19 protein-coding genes, 2 tRNA genes and 1 pseudogene are annotated in these 19457 nt (G+C 33.6%); 15 read left to right on the top strand and 7 right to left on the bottom strand.

Annotated features, from left to right (window positions below):
- The first annotated feature begins 55 nt into the window (after positions 1-55).
- Together J2T59_RS07285 and J2T59_RS07280 are read left to right on the top strand one after the other, a co-directional pair.
- Positions 56-706, top strand: a complete 651-nt coding sequence (locus J2T59_RS07285) for an LbetaH domain-containing protein (RefSeq protein ID WP_259135275.1) — start codon at positions 56-58, stop codon at positions 704-706.
- The gene (locus J2T59_RS07280) at positions 703-1425 is read left to right on the top strand and encodes a uroporphyrinogen-III synthase (RefSeq protein ID WP_259135274.1); all 723 of its coding nucleotides are present in this window, start codon (positions 703-705) and stop codon (positions 1423-1425) included. The genes J2T59_RS07285 and J2T59_RS07280 overlap by 4 nt, the downstream gene beginning before the upstream one ends.
- A gap of 4 nt (positions 1426-1429) precedes the next feature.
- Here J2T59_RS07280 and J2T59_RS07275 read toward each other — a convergent pair whose 3' ends face one another.
- Both J2T59_RS07275 and J2T59_RS07270 read right to left on the bottom strand, forming a co-directional pair.
- A complete protein-coding gene (locus J2T59_RS07275; protein ID WP_259135273.1) occupies positions 1430-1864 on the bottom strand; it encodes a peptidylprolyl isomerase in 435 nt (144 codons plus the stop codon).
- Positions 1865-1921: 57 nt separating this feature from the next.
- Positions 1922-2347, bottom strand: a complete 426-nt coding sequence (locus J2T59_RS07270) for a type IV pilin domain-containing protein (RefSeq protein WP_259135272.1) — start codon at positions 2345-2347, stop codon at positions 1922-1924.
- 146 nt (positions 2348-2493) lie between these two features.
- On the opposite strand from J2T59_RS07270, the gene J2T59_RS07265 reads away from it, so the two are divergent.
- The 4 genes from J2T59_RS07265 to J2T59_RS07250 are packed head-to-tail and all read left to right on the top strand — an operon-like array spanning position 2494 to position 7201.
- Positions 2494-3009, top strand: coding sequence for an ArsR/SmtB family transcription factor (locus J2T59_RS07265; RefSeq protein ID WP_259135271.1), 516 nt, complete (start codon positions 2494-2496; stop codon positions 3007-3009).
- A 55-nt stretch (positions 3010-3064) separates the two neighbouring features.
- Positions 3065-4195: a radical SAM protein gene (locus tag J2T59_RS07260; RefSeq protein WP_259135270.1), complete on the top strand. Its 1131-nt coding sequence runs from the start codon at positions 3065-3067 to the stop codon at positions 4193-4195.
- 4 nt (positions 4196-4199) lie between these two features.
- A complete protein-coding gene (locus tag J2T59_RS07255) occupies positions 4200-5054 on the top strand; it encodes a DUF4130 domain-containing protein (RefSeq protein ID WP_259135269.1) in 855 nt (284 codons plus the stop codon).
- A 44-nt stretch (positions 5055-5098) separates the two neighbouring features.
- On the top strand, positions 5099-7201 hold the full coding sequence (locus tag J2T59_RS07250) for a helix-hairpin-helix domain-containing protein (RefSeq protein WP_259135268.1): 2103 nt from the start codon (positions 5099-5101) through the stop codon (positions 7199-7201).
- An 8-nt stretch (positions 7202-7209) separates the two neighbouring features.
- Here J2T59_RS07250 and hisB read toward each other — a convergent pair whose 3' ends face one another.
- From hisB to hisG, 3 genes are read right to left on the bottom strand one after another with little or no spacing between them, the layout of a single operon-like run.
- Positions 7210-7785 (bottom strand): imidazoleglycerol-phosphate dehydratase HisB, encoded by a 576-nt coding sequence (hisB, locus tag J2T59_RS07245; RefSeq protein ID WP_259135267.1) that lies wholly within the window; start codon positions 7783-7785, stop codon positions 7210-7212.
- A gap of 25 nt (positions 7786-7810) precedes the next feature.
- Complete coding sequence (hisA, locus tag J2T59_RS07240) at positions 7811-8554, bottom strand: 1-(5-phosphoribosyl)-5-[(5-phosphoribosylamino)methylideneamino]imidazole-4-carboxamide isomerase (RefSeq protein ID WP_259135266.1); 744 nt, start codon at positions 8552-8554, stop codon at positions 7811-7813.
- Between the two features lie 10 nt (positions 8555-8564).
- Positions 8565-9419 (bottom strand): ATP phosphoribosyltransferase, encoded by an 855-nt coding sequence (gene hisG, locus J2T59_RS07235; protein WP_259135265.1) that lies wholly within the window; start codon positions 9417-9419, stop codon positions 8565-8567.
- 433 nt (positions 9420-9852) lie between these two features.
- Between hisG and J2T59_RS07230 the strand changes: the two genes are divergently transcribed.
- From J2T59_RS07230 to J2T59_RS07200, 7 genes and pseudogenes are all read left to right on the top strand, one after another.
- Positions 9853-11049, top strand: a complete 1197-nt coding sequence (locus tag J2T59_RS07230) for a methionine adenosyltransferase (protein ID WP_259135288.1) — start codon at positions 9853-9855, stop codon at positions 11047-11049.
- A 132-nt stretch (positions 11050-11181) separates the two neighbouring features.
- Positions 11182-11291 (top strand) — tRNA-Tyr (locus tag J2T59_RS07225).
- 56 nt (positions 11292-11347) lie between these two features.
- A tRNA-Asp gene (locus J2T59_RS07220) sits at positions 11348-11420 on the top strand.
- A 152-nt stretch (positions 11421-11572) separates the two neighbouring features.
- Entirely contained in the window at positions 11573-12748 is a 1176-nt protein-coding gene (locus J2T59_RS07215) for a M24 family metallopeptidase (RefSeq protein ID WP_259135264.1), read from the top strand.
- A gap of 37 nt (positions 12749-12785) precedes the next feature.
- Positions 12786-13688: pseudogene (gene map / locus J2T59_RS07210) on the top strand (type II methionyl aminopeptidase).
- Positions 13689-13856: 168 nt separating this feature from the next.
- On the top strand, positions 13857-14156 hold the full coding sequence (locus J2T59_RS07205) for a YunC family protein (protein ID WP_259135263.1): 300 nt from the start codon (positions 13857-13859) through the stop codon (positions 14154-14156).
- 23 nt (positions 14157-14179) lie between these two features.
- Entirely contained in the window at positions 14180-15217 is a 1038-nt protein-coding gene (locus tag J2T59_RS07200; RefSeq protein ID WP_259135262.1) for a methyltransferase domain-containing protein, read from the top strand.
- A gap of 27 nt (positions 15218-15244) precedes the next feature.
- Here J2T59_RS07200 and truA read toward each other — a convergent pair whose 3' ends face one another.
- On the bottom strand, positions 15245-16060 hold the full coding sequence (gene truA, locus J2T59_RS07195; protein WP_259135261.1) for a tRNA pseudouridine(38-40) synthase TruA: 816 nt from the start codon (positions 16058-16060) through the stop codon (positions 15245-15247).
- A complete protein-coding gene (locus J2T59_RS07190) occupies positions 16057-16731 on the bottom strand; it encodes an ArsR/SmtB family transcription factor (RefSeq protein WP_259135260.1) in 675 nt (224 codons plus the stop codon). The genes truA and J2T59_RS07190 overlap by 4 nt, the downstream gene beginning before the upstream one ends.
- A 154-nt stretch (positions 16732-16885) precedes the next feature.
- Here J2T59_RS07190 and J2T59_RS07185 point away from each other — a divergent pair, with 154 nt between their 5' ends.
- A complete protein-coding gene (locus tag J2T59_RS07185; RefSeq protein WP_259135259.1) occupies positions 16886-17956 on the top strand; it encodes a formate--phosphoribosylaminoimidazolecarboxamide ligase in 1071 nt (356 codons plus the stop codon).
- 47 nt (positions 17957-18003) lie between these two features.
- Positions 18004-19440 (top strand): NAD(P)/FAD-dependent oxidoreductase, encoded by a 1437-nt coding sequence (locus J2T59_RS07180; RefSeq protein ID WP_259135258.1) that lies wholly within the window; start codon positions 18004-18006, stop codon positions 19438-19440.
- Positions 19441-19457 lie beyond the last annotated feature (17 nt).

Raw genomic sequence — 19457 nt, 5'->3', positions numbered from 1 at the left:
TTTTTTTACTATTCTGGTGTAAAAACAAAGTCTATAATACATACGAGGGCAAAGAATGAAAGATAAAAATAAACCCAGTTATACTTCAATGCCAAACATTATGAAAAACCCACCTATTTCATGTAATAAAAGATGTGTACAACCCAATATTTCCGATACTGCTTTTATTCATCCAGATTCTTCGATCATAGGTGATGTGAAAATTGGATGCAATGTAATGGTAGCACCGTATAGCTCAATCCGAGCTGATGAAGGAGCTCCTTTTTTCATTGATGATATGAGCAATATTCAAGATAATGTTGTGATACATGCGTTACAAACTGTTGATCAAGACGATAAGGTAATAGAAGAAAGGTTTGTTAAGCACAATAAAGAAAAATATGCCGTTTACATTGGAAAAGGTGTTTCTTTAGCACACCAGTCACAAGTTCACGGGCCAGCTTATGTTGGCGACAACACCTTCATTGCAATGCAAGCACTTGTGTTTAATTCATATGTTGGTAAAGATTGTGTTCTTGAGCCCAAATCAGGAGTAATTGGAGTTATTATCCCCGATCAAAGATATGTACCCGCAGGAAAAGTGATCACAACACAAGAAGAAGCAGACAATCTACCTGTGATTGGTAATGACTATAAGTACAAAACTACCAACAAAAGTGTAGTGGATGTGAATATAAATCTTTGTGAAGGGTACAGCAAATTATGAAAGTGGCAATTACAAGACTTAAAGAAAAGAATGAAAATGGTTCTAGTGCTAAAATATTTGACCAATTTGGGTACAGTGTACTTTTAGTACCCACTATTAAATCAGTAGAACCTAAAGACACATCTTCTTTAGACCAGCTTATAAGCTTAACAGAAAAAAATGAAATAGATTATCTACTTTTCACAAGTTCATTAGGAGTACAGTATTTTTTTAAGCGGTGCAGGCATCTTAGCAAGAATGTTCAAATACTTTGTGTTGGTCCAAAAACTGCAATCAAAGTTCAAGAATATGGATATAATACTGATACCTTGCCCTCATATGCTTCTGAACATTTTGCTAGATATCTAGAGGGAAAAATAGATGGTAAGAATATAGGAATTGCTAGAGCGAATGTTCCTAATAAGCGTTTAATAACCTCTTTAGAGTCAATGGGTGGAAATGTTTTTGAAGGTATTTGCTATGAATTAATACCCATAAATCACAATTTAGAAAAAATGATCAATAATAAAGAGATTGATGCAGTAGTATTTACAAGTTCTAAGTCATTTCAATGTCTAGACATATCTAACATTGATCTGAAAAGCATAATTACAGTTTCAATTGGTCCAAAAACTGCTAATACCATGATATCAAAAGGATTTTCACCTGATATTATAGGAAATGGAACTCTAGAATCGTGTGCTACTGCATTAAATGATTATGATATAAGTAAAGCTTGATATATTAATCAAGTACTTGTACTTTTCTTATAACATCGCCCGGCTTGATTTCATTTACTACATTCATACCTTTGTTCACCTTTCCAAAGACAGTATGGACACCATCCAAGTGAGACTGTGGAGAATGTGTTATAAAAAACTGACTTCCACCTGTATTCTTACCAGCATGGGCCATTGAAAGAGCACCTTCTCCATGCTTGTTATCATTGATTTCACATTTAATAGAATAACCAGGACCTCCTGTGCCATCCCCCTTAGGACAACCACCTTGAATTACAAAATCGGGTATGACTCTATGGAATGTTAAACCATCATAAAATCCATCTTTTGCAAGCTTTACAAAATTTTCTACTGTATTTGGAGCATCGTTCTCAAATAGTTGAAGGCTAATGTCTCCTTTATCAGTTTGTATTATTGCTTTAATACTATCACCAGCCAATGTACAACATAACTAACCTTTAAAGGTTTCTATAAAATTTTTTTACCCTTAATTCAACTACCTAATTAGTTGTTGTGTTGGTTTGTGTATAATGTTTATTCTTTTATCACCTGGATCCAAAGTGATCTTTGTTCCAATTCGCCAAATGTCATCATCAGAAATCTCTGAGTTTTCATCAATGTCAATCTTTTCACCAGCAGAATCAACAAACAGTAGTTCAGATACCTCTACAGGCTCGCCCCCCATATGTATAATATCAACAGAATTATGTGTATTTTCTATAATCTTATAATTTATTTGTGGTACATCTGAAGGAGGGTCTATTGAAAATATACTTACTGTCACCAAGGATGCCATAATTACTGTAATAGTTACCATCAAAAGTGTACCCACTACATCTGAAACTGCATTCTCATTGTGCACCAGGCCAGAGTATTTTTTGCTTGGCACTTCATCAAAATTGTTTTTGTTTTTTAAAGACATTGCAAGTCCTTTTAAGCATACTATACTTTTTGTAAAGAAGTAGAATAATGAATAATATAAGGTTTACGATGGTATTTGTTTGTACCTTCTCAAGAGCCAGTGATTAGGCAATATCCTTATATATATTTACTTATAAAGACACATATATGACACAAAAAGATAATAAGGTATTCAAAGCTGTGGGAAGCAATACGAGACTTACAATGTTACAAATACTTAGTGATAATGAAATGCATATTTCATCACTTGCAAGAAAATTAGAGATTTCAGTACCTGTTGCTGCAAAGCATGCGAAAATCCTTGAAGAGGCAGGTCTTATAGAGCGAAGGATATTTGGGAAATCTCATATCTTAAGAATCAAAACAGAAAATATTCATTCAGCACTTGATTCTTTTGCACCTACTGAAGTAGTAGAGGTGACAAAAGGTACAAAATTACTTGATGCTCTAAAAAAGGTTTCTGCTCTAGAGGTTAAGAAGGTTGGTGATAGGGATTTAATCGTTTCGTCTGATGGACAAGAGGGATTGTATGTTTTTGAGGTTGACGGTAAACTCTCTGATAAGACCGCTGAAGAGTTTATAATTGAAAAAGATTCAACTATCGATTGGAAAAAACTAGAAGCTGTGACTAAAAAAAGATTGGTAGTTTCAATCAAGGAATAATACTTTCACCATGCTTACATCAATAATAATAAGTAATAAATAAATCTAAAACTTGATGAATAGTGGGAGTAATAAGTTTGAGCATTATCTAACTTTAAAAGAAAGAATAAGTATACTATCTGCAGGAACAAAATACGATAACTGTAACCAAAGTTCTGTTTGTCATGCATTCGGGCCTGACGGACGTTGCATCCAATTATATAAAACATTGCTTTCGAATAATTGTTCTGCAGAATGCATATTTTGCCCTAACAGAAGTCAGAGATCTGCAGTTAAAACATCTCTTGAGCCTAAAGAGATAGCTAAAGTTACTTGGTCTCTTTACAGAAAGAACACTATTGAAGGGCTTTTTTTATCTTCAGGAATTCTAGGTGACCCTGAAAATACATCTTATAAGCAGCTTGAGGTAGTAAAGTTACTAAGAGACGAAGGATTCAAAGGTTACATTCACGTTAGAATAATGCCTGGGTCTCCCAAATACTTATTAGCTGAGATTTCGGAACATGCTAACAAGTTTGGAGTAAATGCAGAAACTACAAGCTCATTGAATTATAGCCAACTATGTCCAAACTTTGATTACAAGAATGATATCTTAAAAAGGCTAAAATGGACACAGAAAATCATTGATCAAAAGAGAAAAACAAATTACATGAATAGAACAATTGGAGCAAATGATACGCAATTTGTGGTTGGTGCATTAGATGAAACAGATAAAGAAATAGTTACTACCATGAGTGACTTTATGAAAAAATATGGACTTAGAAGACCCTATTTTATGAGTTTTGATCCTGTGCCAAATACACCACTCGAAAATAATTACCCTTCACCTAAATGGAAAGAATTGAGACTTTATCAACTTTCATATCTTTTAAAAGATTACAATTTCAACCTCCATGATTTTGATCCCATTTTTGATGAACATAATAATGTAAAGAACTTGGACCCAAAAGAGCTCATTGCACAGAATAAGCCCGAATACTTCCCCATTGATATCAATAACGCTACCCTAAATGAATTATTGATGATCCCAGGTATTGGCCCAATTACTGCAAAGAAAATATTCTATTCGCAAGGTATAGGGTGTGAAGCTGATTTGAAGCGACTTGGCATAAGTGTAACAAGGGCAAGGCCTTACATAACACTAAATGGCCAGTCACAAACTAGTTTGAAAAGCTTTATGGGTTGATGTGTTGAACGAAATTGATGAATTATATGTAAGAGAAGTTCTTGGTGCATATCTAGAATTTAAGATACATCACCATTCCAAACTCATAGATTTTGCTGGATTTGATGGGTTGAATAAATCAAATGAAGATGAAATTATTGAATATAAACAAGGCAAACAATATTGGAACGAGCTGCGAACAGATCAACTAGCTAAAATAATATTTAACAAAAATATCGATTTCACTCCTTATTTTTATAACGATATACTACAATATATAAGCTGTATAGTCAGACATAAGTCATACAGCCAATTTGAACTATTTCATCTCATAGACGAGTGTTATGGGGCAGGAGAAGTTCTTTTTACACCAAGTTCCAAGCTTGGTAATAGATATCTTAGATTCATGAAAGAAGTTAAGAGTGAATTACATCGTATGTGCATGTTTGTTAGACCCGAAGTCTATGAAAAGATTCTGGTTGTCGAGATCAAACCTACACATAAGAATGAAAAACACTTTTGTTATTGGCTTTCTAAAAAAAATCCAGATTTACTAGTAGGTATTAAGCATTTAAGCTATTCTTTACTTGGTAATGCACAGTTGTTAGGTTTTAATGAAACAGTTATAATAGCAAATTCAAATATCATAGCTGAGCTGAAAAATAATAAAGTATCATCTCTTGAGGCTGAAGAAATTTGGGATGTTTACTACAACTCACAATTCATAAATTCTCGCCGAAATAAGCAGTACGCTAAACAGATGCAACCTAAATATTCTTCAAAGTTTAGTAAGATGGCAAAGAAAGATAGATACAAAGTTGAGAAGAGTACGCATTCTGTTACTTTAGATTTCTTTTGTAATAACAAAGGTAAGTTCTAATACCAATGTGATATATCAAATTAGGGTATATGAAGGTGAGATGTGTGAAAAGGCTTCAGGAAATTCCCCGTGTCGGTGAGAAACTTGCAGATAGATTAATAGCTCATTTTGGAAGTGAGGATAAAGCAATTAATGCAATCATAGATGGAGATATTGCAGAAATCGCTAGAATAGATGGAGTTGGACAAAAGTTCGCAGTGAAAATTGTTCAAGAAGCAAGTATAGGTGAAGAAGATGAGGCTGCATTAGAGTTTCTTAAAACAAATGAAGCAAAAGAATTATACAATAAGCTCTTAAATTTAATTAAGACCTTTGCACCATCAAATTATTCTAAAGAAAAAGTTGGAATTTATTTCCCTTATCCTGCAACCTATAAAAATAATATTGAACGCAACAGAGAAACAATTACTCCTTATATTGAAATAGCAAGTTCTTTAGCTACAGATAAGGACTTTATGACTAGTCTCAAAAAGATTAAGCCTTTAAATATAGAAAATAAGGGACAAAAGGTAAGAGATAGAGTATTGATAACTGTTAATGAAAAAGATTACATATATGCTAAAAATACTTTCAGTGATATGCTATCTGTAGTTTATGCTGACACACCTAGACATCTTAATGATATAGTCTCAGAGTATAATCATGTCATATTAGCTCATAAAGACTTACTTGACATGGATTTACCTGATAATTTGAATTTTGAGTTTATTTCTGACATAAAAAAAGTCGATGAATGGGAAATTGTTCCTGAAAAAGTTATTTCATTTTACTCTAAAAACTTAGATGTAATTAAATCTACTTTAAAAGTTATTCATGTAGTACAGGAAAATGGTTTTGAAGTATTTGATTATTACCAAAACCTTGATTTTAATAGATTAAATGAACTATTGGAAAGTATTGATCAAAAAGGAGATATAAAAAGCGGGATTGATCCTAATATTGATCATTTAAGGACAGTAATTCAATCAATTGAACCATGTATAAATAAAGAAGTTATAGAAGGTGGAAAAAAAATTGAAAGCTTATTAGAAGAAAAAAAATTAACAATAAGTGGACAAGAAATGATGCGTGTTATAAGTGGAGACTTGGAGGTTAAGGATCTATTTGAAAAAGAGATATACAATTCTTACATACAAATTATTAATGATACCAAAAAAAACATAGCTGAAGAGCTGTCATTAAACCAAAAAAACACTATCCTTTTAGATTCAATATTTTCTACGCATATAACCTATCCCTTAGAGATTGATAGTTCTGCAATAAGTAGCTTAAAGAGTGAGCTTGAAAAACAAATTTTAATAGAATCGAACAAACTCATAAAGACCATTGCTAAAGAATTAGCCTTTTTCAAGTCTGATATACAAAAAATGGTTAAAGATACATTAGATTTTGGTTTGAAATTTGGAATTGGTCATTTTTCTTATGAATACAAACTAACAATGCCTAATATAATTGAAGATAAAGGAATTGGCTTCAAAAATGGTAGAAATCTTTTTCTCCAAGCAAATAATAATGAAATTACACCAGTCACATATTGCATAGGTAGTCCTAATATAGATTCTAATAATGATTCTAGGAAAATTATAGTTTTAAGTGGCGTTAACTCTGGGGGGAAAACTTCATTAATTGAACTGATTGGACAATGTATTATCCTTACACATATGGGATTTCCTGTGCCCTGTGACTATATGGACATAAGCCTTACTGAAAATCTTTACTACTTTGGTAAATCAAAAGGTACCTTAGATGCTGGAGCATTTGAATCAACTTTAGTTCAATTTGCTAGTCTTTCAAACTCTAAGGAAAAAACCGTCCTTGTGGATGAGTTAGAGTCCATAACTGAGCCGGGAGCATCTGCTAAAATTGTTGCAGGTATTTTAGAGATGCTTGAAGAAAATGAGAACTCAATTTCAATTTTCGTATCCCACCTAGCTTCTGAAATTCAAAAAAATACAGAATGTAATATTAGAATAGATGGAATTGAAGCTAAGGGGCTAGATTCTAATTTGAATTTAGTTGTAAATAGAAACCCTCAATACAACTGCATTGCAAAGAGCACGCCTGAATTAATTGTAGAAAGACTTGCAAGAAAAAATGAAGGTGAGGACAGATTATTCTATGATAAGCTCAGAAACAAGTTTAGATAAGAGTCAAGTTAAATCTTACCTTTTGTGCTGGGAATTGATTCACCTTCTACCTTAACTGCCATCTTTAATGAGCGTGCAAATGCTTTAAAAAGAGCTTCTATCATATGATGATCATTCTTGCCAAGTACCGATGCGTGAATGTTCATTTGCGAATTTTCTGCTATCGACTCGAAAAAGTGTTCAACCATTTGAGTGCTCAAATCACCAACTTTTGGAGAGTCAAATGAAGCATTCATCACTAAATAGCTTCTACCGCCTAAATCCAAAGATACTTCAGCAATGGCCTCATCCATTGGAATGCGAGCCTCTCCAAATCTAACAATGCCTGCTTTATTATCAAGGGCTTTTCTTATAGCTTGTCCTATAACAATACCACAATCTTCTACGAGATGGTGTTCATCGACCTCTATATCACCTGTTGCTTCAAGTACCATATCTAATCCTGAGTGCTTAGAAAAGGATGTTAGCATATGGTTAAAGAATCCAATACCTGTATTTATCTCTGAATTCCCCTTTCCATCAAGATTTATTTCTATATTGATACGTGTTTCATTTGTATTTCGAGATATTTGTGCTGATCGCATTTATTTCAACTCTTGTGGACTGAACCTATTTTATCCTTTTATTTAGAGCTATTAAGGCATCTTGGTAGTTAATTTTATGCTTATAAAGGGCACTACCTACAACTACACCTGAAGCGCCTATATCTCTTAGTAACATAATATCATTTATACATGATACTCCTCCAGAAGCAATCACAGGTATGCTTACAGATTGGATGAGATCTCTAGTTGGAGAAATATCAATACCTTTCAACAGACCTTCGCTATCAATGTTTGTAAAAAGAAGGCTACCTGCACCAAGTTCTTGAAACTTCATTCCAAGGTCTACAGGAGTATAGGCTGATTGTTTGGTCCAGCCTTCAATAGAAACTTTTCCATTTTTTGCATCAAGTGCGACCATTACACTGTCACTCCCGTATTCCTTAGCAATTTCATTAACTATCTCAGGATTATTAATTGCTGCTGTACTTAGAATTACCCTGTCTGCACCCAGATCAAGAATATTTGATGCGTCATTTAAAGACCTAACACCACCACCTACCTGGATACTAACTTGCATTTGTTTACTTTGATTAATAATTTCCTTTATAAGTGGTGCATTTTTTCTAGAGCCTCCAAACGCTCCATCTAAATCAATTAAATGAAGAGTACTAGCCCCTTTATCTATCCATTCAGATGCAACTTCTAATGGATTATCAAGTGATATCATTTCGCTTCCAGGAACTCCTTGTACTAGTTGAACACACTTTCCATTCTTCATATCAACTGCTGGTATTATATCAAACTGCATACGGCACACCTTATGGCATCATTCTTTCAATAGGAACTACAAGGATATCTTTCGCTCCAGCTTCTTTTAGATTATTAACTATGCTAAAAATAGAGTCGGAATCAATTACCGCATGAACTGCAACAATAGAGGCATCGGACTCTACCTTCATTACTGTGGGCCCTGACATTCCTGGTAAAACTTTTTTCACATAGTTCAAAGACTCTGAAGGAACGTTCATCATCAAGTATCTTTTACCTTTTGCTCTTAGAACACTTTCTAGAGCACTTCTTATATGAGCTATTTTTTTCTTTTCTCTCAAGCTATTTCTATTGGAGATTAAATAAACAGATGATGAATAAACAGTATCTATAACTTTTAGTTTATTCATCATTAAAGTAGTTCCTGAGCTTGATATATCTATAATTGCATCTGCTACACCTATGTGAGGAGTTATTTCACATGCTCCACTTACATTTATAATTTCTACGCTGACTTTTTTATCTTGAAAGTACTTCTTTGCTATATGTGGAAACTCAGTTGCCACACGGAATTTTTCAAGGTCTTCTGGAGAGTTGGCTTTGACATTCTCCGGTATTGCTAGAACAAGGTCAGCATGCCCAAAGTTCAAATCGAGCATAAGTTCAACTGAAGAGCCAGATTCCTCTATCATGTCAAGTCCAGTTATACCTACATCTGCAGCTCCATCTTGAACATATTCAGGGATATCAGCAGCTCTAGCAAACAGTACAGAGATTTCAGGGTCTTGGGTCTTAGAAAATAGCTTTCTATTTCCTCCATCTAGTATCGGAAGGCCAGCCTCGGCAAATAAATTTAAAGATGGGTCGTGAAGTCTTCCTTTATTTGGAATTGCAATCCTTATCATTCAAATATTCCTCATAAATGCAATAATTATTAATTTGTGCCCTTAGTATATTTCTTCTTTCAATATCTATGTTATTTATTATTTCATTTGCATTTTCTAGAAGTATTTTTAATTACTAAGCTTTCAGTGTTTAACTTGTCCTTATCAAAAATAAAGTATATCATCATTATTTAAAATACACCTAGTTTTAAAGCTTATCATATTTGTTAAATCTTGCTGGAACTTTTTATTGACCAGATACTAAACCAGATACTAACATAGTTAAACCTTTTTCGCCACATTAACCCTATAAGTAAAAGGACAAAATAAAATAGATGGTCAAAATATTATACTACATTAAACCAAATAACAACTATTTTATAGATATATAAGAGTAGAAATAAAATAAATTACAATCTATCTACATTATTAGAACCAATAAAAGAAGGTAGCAATAATGAGAAATATTAAAATTGAACGTCTCACACAGACTCCAATCGAAAAGCAAAACATAGAAATTGTAGAGAGAAAAGGAGTTGGGCACCCCGATAGTATAGCTGATGGTTTAGCAGAAGCCGTAAGTCGTGCATTATGCAAAGAGTACATAGACAAATGTGGTGCAGTTCTACACCACAATACTGATGAAACACAAATAGTAGCAGGAAGATCCAAACCTGCTTACAAAGGTGGAGAGATGATTAAGCCAATATACACATTATTGGTTGGTAGAGCAACATCTGAATTCAATGGTGAGGAGATTCCCACAGATTCTGTTGCAATAGAAGCTGCTCGCAAATACATTAAGGACACTATTTCAAATATTGATCTTGAAAGAGATATCATTGTTGATTGTAAATTCGGATCGGGTTCTACAGATCTAAGAGATGTATTTAATAGAAATGAAATGCCTGTAGCAAATGATACTTCTTTTGGAATCGGTCATGCACCGTTCTCTGAACTTGAAAATATTGTATATAATACAGAAAATAAGTTGAACAAAGAGTTGAAACAAAAGATACCTGCAATTGGCGAGGATATTAAGGTTATGGGTTTAAGGGAAAATAATAAAATCTCCTTGACCATAGGATGTGGAATGGTGGGCCGACATGTAGATGATTTAGATCATTATATTAACATAAAAGAAGAAGTGTCTGAATTTGTTTCCGATCTTGCTTTAAAGTATACTAATAGAGATGTTCATACTTATGTTAATACTGCGGATGAACTTGATAAGAACTCAGTTTTTTTAACCGTAACTGGAACTTCTGCAGAAATGGGAGATGATGGGTCTGTTGGCAGAGGTAATAGATCAAATGGTTTAATAACACCAGGAAGGCCTATGAGTATGGAAGCTACAAGTGGCAAAAATCCAATAAATCACATAGGTAAAATCTATAATTTATTATCAACCCAAATAGCGGAAAATATTGCAAAAGAAATACCTGAAGTTGAAGAAGCTTACATAAGACTTTTATCACAGATTGGTATGCCTATAGATCAACCACTTATTGCCAGTATTCAATTAATATCTGAGGACAATGTAGAATTAGAGAAACTTAGTTATGATGTTACTAGTATAACTGAAGACTGGTTAGCAAATGGTAATAGAATTATCGACATGCTAGTCGATGGAGAGATAGCTACATTCTAATTTATTAGTAGCTATATCAGCACCTCTAATAAACAATATTTTCAAATATTATTTTTCCGAAAAGGATAAGTATTAGTGTGCGTATTTGAGAGGTGTACTTAGTACATGAGTGAAAATTAGGCTGAATAATGACCCGCCTTAACTCAGTGGTAGAGTGCGCGGCTGTAGTATGGTTTATGCGACATTGTCGCACATATCGCGCAGGTACCGCGATGTCCCCGGTTCGAGTCTGGGAGGCGGGATATAAATACAAAGTTTTAAATAAGAAAAGTTCATTTAGAGTTTGCTCATAAGACGTGTTCGGATAGTGTAGTGGCCTATCATGGAGCCCTGTCGAGGCTCCGACTCGGGTTCAAATCCCGGTCCGAACGTAAATATATTGGAACTCCAGCACATAAGAAGTTCCAAATCCTTTTTTCCTATTTTACAATCAATAACCATGAAAACATACTTGCTAGAATGGATTAATCATTTTCTTCCAGTATGTAAGGAACTTATGTACTATTAGAACATATTTCTGTTTATGACAGAAAACATTAGTGATAGAGACATTAGTGATTATTTGACTCAAAATAATACAGATGCATTAATTATTATTGGGGATATTAATAATTCAGATTTATTTTATGCAACTCAATTTTTTGCAGCCGATTCTTTTACATATATTCAATCAAAAGAAAATATAGAAATTTTATTCGTTCCTGATATGGAAAGAGAAAGAGCTGCAATTGAATCTAGAGTCCACGATATTAGGACACTTTCAGATTATAAATATCAAGAGAAGGTTAAATATGCAAGTGATTCTTATGATGCATATTGTGAGTGTTTAGGGGAGCTTTTAAGGGACTTAAAAGTAAGAAGAGTGTCTGTTCCAAAAAAATTTCCTTTATATATAGCTCAATACTTAAAAGAAATGGGATTTACAGTTTTACCCATAAAAAGCCCATTTAGAAAAATGAGGACAATAAAGTCTGAAAATGAAATAAACAATATAAAAAATGTTCAAAGTGCATGTGAACAGGCTATGAAGTGTGCAGTAACCATAATAGAAGATTCTGAGGTTTTAGACGGACTTTTATACTATAAAAACAAACCATTAACTTCTGAATATGTTAAAAGCAGTATAGAGCATAAGTTAATTGACCTTGGGTGTCAAGGAAAAGGTACAATAGTTTCTTGTGGAAAAGATGCAGCTATACCACATCATCGAGGAAAGGGTAATTTGAGTGCAGGCGAGCCAATTGTGATTGATATATTTCCTCAGAGCAAAAATACTCTTTATTACTCAGATATGTGCCGAACGGTGATTAAAGGAGATGCTCCAAAAAACTTATTGGACATGTATAATGCTGTCCTTGAGTCACAGGAAGAGGCTATTAAAATGATTAAGCCTGGGATGTCTTGTGGAGAAATCCATAAGCGAGTTTGTGCTATCTTTGAAGAAAAGGGTTATGATACTCATTTAAGCAATTCTAAGTATGGATTTATTCACGCTACTGGCCATGGTGTTGGTATTGAAGTTCATGAAGATCCAAAAGTTTCAGAAAATGATGAGATACTGGAAGAAGGAAATGTTATTACTATAGAGCCAGGTTTATATTATCCAAGTATAGGTGGAATACGTGTTGAAGATATTATCTTAGTCACATCAGATGGATACGAAAATTTAACTGGATTTGAAAAGAAATTTGTAGTTTAAACACTTTAACTTAATAAAAATTAACTAACATGATTAAATGAGGGAGTATATGGAAGAAAAGCTTCAGGATATAGAAGATGTTTTTCAAAAATACATCCAAGCTGGAAATATCCTTTCACAAGTCAGGTCAGAAGCCGTCAAACGTATCAAAATTGGTGCAAGTTTATTAGATGTTGCAGAGTTTGTGGAAAAGAGAACAGTTGAATTAGGAGGGTTACCAGCATTTCCTTGTAACATCTCAAGAAACGAAGAAGCTGCTCATGCGACGCCGAGCAAAAATGATAGTTCGGTATTTGAACAAGATATGGTCAAGCTTGATATGGGTGTGCATGTAGACGGATATATTGCAGATTCTGCATTAACTGTTGATTTTACTTCAAATCAAGACATTGTAAAGGCTTCATAGGATGGACTTTATGCTGCTATTGATTCAATCAAAGATGGTGTTAGTACTGCAGAAGTTGCTGCTTCTATTGAAGATGCAATTACCGCTTATAACTTAAAGCCAATTGGTAACTTAACAGGACATGGTTTAGCGCCATATATTACTCATGCACCTCCAAGTATTCCAAACCGTAGAGTTAGCCAAGGATCTATCCTGCATTCAGGCGATGTAATTGCAATTGAACCATTTGCAACTAATGGTGCAGGAAAAGTGGCCGATGGGTCTTGGTCTGAAATATATAGTTTTATTGAGAAAAAGCCCGTGAGACTCCCAGCTGCAAGAAAAATCATAGCTGAAATTGAACAGTATAAAACACTTCCTTTTGCAAAAAGATGGTTAAATATGGAAAAGCTTGACTTTGCTCTTAACCAATTGACTAAAAGTCATATTGTTAGGTCGTATCCAGTACTAAAAGAAATTGATTCTGGACTAGTATCCCAAGCAGAACATACAGTACTAGTTACAGATGATGGTTGTGAAATCATTACAAAATAAGTGAAGCTTGATAAAAAAATAATTATTTTTTGCATGTATCTTATTTTATCCAAAAGAATATCTTTTAATAGCAGATTTTCTATGTTCATTCAGCTATCTACTTAATTTAATTTGCAATCATTTAACCTTAAAATAAATGGAAATTAGTTTAATCTTAAAAACAATTCAATGGAACCAAAAATGTCAACTGAACTAATAAAACTAGATAATGGGTATGCACTGGGTATAAAAATAGATATGTACAATGCACCTTTGATTTTAATAAAAGCGCATAAAGGTTTTATTATGTGCGGATATCTAAATCTTGAAACATCTGAAACACTTGGAGATGTAGCTGCAGTAGTTAAAAATGTTAATTCATTTAATGATATGCTCACTGCACCTGTTATTTCATTTACATCTAGTGCCCATAAATTGGGAGTTAAAGAAGGTATTACTGGTAAGCAAGCATTAGAGCTACTTTGTTAAATTTAAATCTATATAAAATAAGTATGTTATATGCTGTTGAGTTATCTGGGGAACATGAAACCATCTCATGCTCTGAAACACTCTCATGTTTAAGCACAGTGGGTCTTAAATTTAGTGAAGTCGATAGATTTGATCAAGCTATCTTGTTAGACATTAAGGGCAATAGGCATTTAGTTGAAGCAAAATTGAAAATCGTAGCTGAAAGGTTAGCTTTAGCTAGATGCATAATTAGGGTAATAGACACATGTGAACCAACCGAATCAAGTATAGTAAACGTATTTGCCAAACAAGATATCCCAAATGATTTACAATTAGATAACACTTATGTCGTGAGGGTTAAAAAAGTAAGAACCCATAATAATCTTCATGGAGAAAACTTAGAAAAAAAGATCGGTGGCATCATACATAGAAAAGGATATAAAGTAAATTTGCAAAATCCTGACAGAATATTTAGAATACTTATATCAAAACGATGTATAATTGGTTCAATTATTGTGTCAACCAATCGTACTCCTTATGAAGAAAGAGCCCCACATAATAAACCTTTTTTTTATCCAGGTGTTTTGATGCCTAAGTTAGCAAGGTCATTAGTGAACATATCTAAATTGAAACCAAATGAGACTTTTCTCGACCCTTTTTGTGGTACAGGGGGAATTCTTGTTGAGGCGGGTTTGCTTGCATCTAATGTAGTAGGGTTAGACGTACAAGAAAAAATAATTTCTGGTGCGCGCCTAAACTTGAAACATTATGAAGTGTCTCACGACCTTATTGTTGGTAATGCAACTGTACTACCAATAATGGATAATTCTATTGACTCTATAGTTACAGATCCACCGTATGGAAGGTCAGCATTAGTATATGCAAAAAATCTAAACAATTTATATCTTGAGTCATTACTTGAAATCTATAGGGTTCTAAAGCCTGAAAAAATAGCAGTTGTTGTCACGGATAAAAATATAGATGGCTTAGCCCTAAAAGCTGGCTTTAACATTGTAGATACGCATTATCAGTATGTACACAGAAGCTTAACACGAATTATTTCGGTACTGATAAAAGCTTAACTTAATAGTCATTATTTTTATCTTTTGTTATGTTTCATTGCTTGGAATTAAATTTTCATATACTTCCGACATCACTCGATTATATAGCTGCTTTTCCTTAAAAAGTTCAGTCGCCTTACGAACTGAGTATGTATCAACTTTCCAGTCAATTTTATTTGGGAAATTCACACTCATTAAAGTAAGCCCATATGGATGAGCTGATTGGATACCTTCTTCATAAGTTGCAGGGTTTAGCATTTGTTTAATCCATTCTGTATCCCTTACACCACTACCAACCATTTTTAGTGCTGTTACTATTTTACGTACCATATTCCAAAGAAAGCCATCAGCTTCTATATCTAGCTTTATTAATGGACCTGTTATTCTGATATCTATTTTCTTAATTGTCCTTATTGTAGCCTTTTCACCATCATTTGTGCAGAAGTTAAAAAAATCATGAGTACCTATAAAATGTCTGGAAGCTAACCTTATTTTTGATATATCTATATTTTCACCACTCATAATATACCTATAGCTTCTACTGAATGCATCATATCTTGGATTAAAATCATCTAAAACTTCAGCATGTGCCCATGCACATATAGACTCTGGTAATTTAGAATTAATCACCCTAGGTATAGAAATACTAGGTTTTTCTGAATTGAAAGCTACAACTTGGCCTGCGGCATGTACGCCTGCATCAGTCCTTCCTGAGCTTATGTAGTTTGAAGATTTAGAATCTAAAATTATCCCCAAATCCTTAAGAGCTGAAAATAAATAACCTTCTATTGTATCGATATTCGGTTGAATTTGGAAACCGTGATATTGTTCACCTGTATATGCAAGTTTTATAGCAACTCTCATTTTTTCCCCTTCTCTCTTAAATTATTTTTTATATAAAGTTCCCATATTATTAACATCAGTAATGCCACTATACCTCCTATAAAAAACCAAAATCCAGTTGAATATACAATATCAGAAAAAATGAGACCATTAAATGGTTCTGAAGCATATTCTGGTGCCGATGGGGCCGGTATCATATCATCATTGTGTTCTCTCATGATGCCAACACTATCTTCCTCAAAAGGGACCTCAAATATACCAACAATTCTTGATATATATTCTATAACCAAAGCAAATGCTCCTACAGCCAAAAATGCACCTAGATATTTTTGTAATATACCTTTTACAGATACATTTTCTTTACTCTTTGCACTGGGTGCTAGAACTATTAGCTTTTCAACAGGTTCATAAATTTTGATTTCCCTACCTTTCCGACTCCATTTCTTTTCTTTGACTTTTATGAGCCCTGTTTGAAAAAGAGAATCAAGATTATATTTTACTGTGGTCAAAGGAATTTTGAGCTCTTCAGATATTGAACTTGCTGACATTGGCGATTCTGCAAGCAGCTCTAATATTTTCAGTGACTTATCATTTGACAATGCCTGAGCAACCCGCTTTGAACTATCGCCAATTGGGATTACTACAATTTTCTCCAAGTTAACAGATGAAGAGTTTTCATCATTTTCATTCATTAATACTATTTAAAGGTTGAATTAGTTCATAATAGTTCTGCTTAATCCTTGTAAACTAAGTAACTTTAGTCAAAATATGGTTGTTCCATAGAATCCATCCCTAAAACTTAAATATAACATTATACAATGTAATGTAAATTTTTGGGGCTATATTATGATAGAAAAACAACAAATCCTGGATATATTAGAACAGTATGACCAAAAAAAGATAGCTATTGCAACTGTTTGCTCTCACTCAAGTCTACAAATATTTGATGGTGCGCGAAAAGAAGGATTTAGAACCATTGGTATTTGTGTTGGCAAGCCCCCAAAGTTTCATGATGCTTTTCCTAAAGCTAAACCTGATGAATATATAATAATAGACGATTATAGTGATATGCCTTCAATTGCAAGTACTCTTCGGGAAAAGAATGCTATAATCATACCGCATGGGTCTTTTGTAGAATATATGGGTACCGAAAACTTTGCAAATTTCGAAGTTCCTACTTTTGGTAACAGGAATGTTTTAGAGTGGGAATCTGATAGAGACAAAGAAAGAGAATGGTTAGAAGCCGCAGGCATACATATGCCAAAGAAAATTCAGAACCCTAAAGATATCAACGGACCTGTAATGGTTAAATATTATGGTGCTAGAGGTGGTCGTGGCTTTTTTGTAGCTAAGAACTATGAAGAATTTGAAAAATATATTGAACCAAACCAGAAGTACACAATTCAGGAATTTATTGTTGGTACAAGATATTATCTACATTATTTTTATTCGCCTCTTAAAGAAGAAGGCTATGAATTAAGTAAAGGAACCCTAGAAATGCTTAGCATGGATCGAAGGGTAGAATCTAATGCAGATGAGATATTTCGACTAGGATCACCAAAGGAATTGGATTCTGCGGGCATTAAGCCTACATATGTAGTTACAGGTAATGTCCCACTTGTTGCAAGAGAATCTATACTTCCAACTGTCTTTGACATTGGAGAAAAGGTAGTTGAACAATCAATAGATATGTTTGGAGGAATGATTGGCCCTTTTTGCTTAGAAACAGTTTTCACAGATACTCTTGATATCAAGGTATTTGAGATTTCTGCTAGAATAGTAGCTGGAACTAATTTATATATTTCTGGTTCGCCTTATTCTGATCTCGTAGAAGATAAATTATCAACGGGTAAGAGAATAGCACAAGAAATAAAACTTGGACAAAAATTAAATCAATTAGGAGATATTTTATCTTAATTGAATAGTTAGATCCTAAAAATAAATTTTCCAATATATTATTATTTATGTTCATATCTACTACACAAAGTGAACCTGAAATGAATGTTGTTGAAAATTCACACTATGACGTAGTGATTGTAGGAGCAGGTCCTGCAGGCCTTTTTGCAGCTCATGAGTTAGCAGATATTGGACTTAACATCTTAATTGTAGATATGGGGAAGGATATTGATCAAAGAAGTTGTAACATGTCAGAAATGCAGTATTGCAAGCATTGTAGTCCTTGTGATATAATGTGCGGTATTGGAGGAGCTGGCACTTTTTCTGATGGAACATTGAATCTTAGGCCTGATATTGGCGGGGATTTAATAGAGTACACCAAAAACGTGCAAGATGCATGGGAATTGATCGATTATGTAGATAGTCTTTTCGTCAATTGTGGAGCTTCTAATAAAGTATATATGCCGAATGACTCTGAAACTGAACAACTGAAAAAAACTGCTGCTTCAGTAGGAGCCAGATTTATTGAAGTAAAGCAAAGACATATTGGTTCAGATAATTCTCAGAAAGTTATCAGTCGATTCAAAAAGCTCTTAGAGCAAAAAAGAATTAATTTTCTACTAAATACTGAAGTAACAGATATTTTTGTTGAAAACAATATTTGTAAGGGAATACTTACTTCAAACAACAATAAAATTACTGCTAGATACACTTTAATTGCACCTGGAAGAATTGGTGGTGATTGGGTTAATGATTTAGTTGAAAAGCATTCAATTAAAGCGCAATATACTGGAGTCGATATTGGAGTTAGAGTAGAAGTTCCTGCTATCATCATGAATCCAATCACTAAAATTAATAGAGACCCAAAGTTTCATATTTATACAAAAAAATATGACGATTTTGTTAGAACATTTTGTACAAATGAACAAGGTTTTGTTGTTAAAGAAGAATATGAGGGATTTATAGCAACAAATGGTCATTCATTTCATTCTAAGAAATCAGAAAACACTAATTTTGCATTTTTAGTCCATATTGAACTCACTGAACCTATTGAAAACACCATAAAATATGCACGATCAGTTGCTAAACTCGCAACTACTATTGGAGGTGGAAAGCCTGTTTTACAGAGGATAGGTGACCTAAGGAGAGGAAGAAGATCTACCGCCAAGAGAATAGATAGAAATCCAGTGATAAATACCTTAAGTGAAGTTACACCAGGTGATATTTCAATGGCTATGCCTCATAGAATAGTAATGGACATTATTGAGGGATTAGAATCCCTGAATAAAATTATTCCCGGTGTAGCCTCTGATTCTACGCTATTATACGCTCCTGAGGTCAAGTTTTATTCTATGAAACTATGTGTGAACGAACAAATGGAAACAAGTATAGATAATTTATTTGCTGCAGGTGACGGTACAGGCCTTTCTAGAGATATAGTTAATGCTGCAGCAACTGGAATCCTTGCAGGCAGAGGAATATTAAATTATGAAAATCCTGTTTGATTTGACATATAGCAATT

The sequence above is a fragment of the Methanosalsum natronophilum genome, assembly GCF_024808815.1.
Lineage (GTDB): Archaea > Halobacteriota > Methanosarcinia > Methanosarcinales > Methanosarcinaceae > Methanosalsum > Methanosalsum natronophilum.
This window is presented reverse-complemented; position numbering and strand designations above follow the sequence as displayed.

What these genes read in the sequence shown, in the direction of transcription:
- hisG (WP_259135265.1), bottom strand. Translation starts at nt 9,419, where the DNA reads ATGATAAGGATTGCAATTCCAAATAAAGGAAGACTTCACGACCCATCT.
- J2T59_RS07260 (WP_259135270.1), top strand. Translation starts at nt 3,065, where the DNA reads ATGAATAGTGGGAGTAATAAGTTTGAGCATTATCTAACTTTAAAAGAA.
- J2T59_RS07215 (WP_259135264.1), top strand. Translation starts at nt 11,573, where the DNA reads ATGACAGAAAACATTAGTGATAGAGACATTAGTGATTATTTGACTCAA.
- truA (WP_259135261.1), bottom strand. Translation starts at nt 16,060, where the DNA reads ATGAGAGTTGCTATAAAACTTGCATATACAGGTGAACAATATCACGGT.
- J2T59_RS07200 (WP_259135262.1), top strand. Translation starts at nt 14,180, where the DNA reads ATGTTATATGCTGTTGAGTTATCTGGGGAACATGAAACCATCTCATGC.
- J2T59_RS07280 (WP_259135274.1), top strand. Translation starts at nt 703, where the DNA reads ATGAAAGTGGCAATTACAAGACTTAAAGAAAAGAATGAAAATGGTTCT.
- J2T59_RS07205 (WP_259135263.1), top strand. Translation starts at nt 13,857, where the DNA reads ATGGAACCAAAAATGTCAACTGAACTAATAAAACTAGATAATGGGTAT.
- J2T59_RS07265 (WP_259135271.1), top strand. Translation starts at nt 2,494, where the DNA reads ATGACACAAAAAGATAATAAGGTATTCAAAGCTGTGGGAAGCAATACG.
- J2T59_RS07190 (WP_259135260.1), bottom strand. Translation starts at nt 16,731, where the DNA reads ATGAATGAAAATGATGAAAACTCTTCATCTGTTAACTTGGAGAAAATT.
- J2T59_RS07180 (WP_259135258.1), top strand. Translation starts at nt 18,004, where the DNA reads ATGTTCATATCTACTACACAAAGTGAACCTGAAATGAATGTTGTTGAA.
- J2T59_RS07285 (WP_259135275.1), top strand. Translation starts at nt 56, where the DNA reads ATGAAAGATAAAAATAAACCCAGTTATACTTCAATGCCAAACATTATG.
- hisB (WP_259135267.1), bottom strand. Translation starts at nt 7,785, where the DNA reads ATGCGATCAGCACAAATATCTCGAAATACAAATGAAACACGTATCAAT.
- J2T59_RS07270 (WP_259135272.1), bottom strand. Translation starts at nt 2,347, where the DNA reads ATGTCTTTAAAAAACAAAAACAATTTTGATGAAGTGCCAAGCAAAAAA.
- hisA (WP_259135266.1), bottom strand. Translation starts at nt 8,554, where the DNA reads ATGCAGTTTGATATAATACCAGCAGTTGATATGAAGAATGGAAAGTGT.
- J2T59_RS07185 (WP_259135259.1), top strand. Translation starts at nt 16,886, where the DNA reads ATGATAGAAAAACAACAAATCCTGGATATATTAGAACAGTATGACCAA.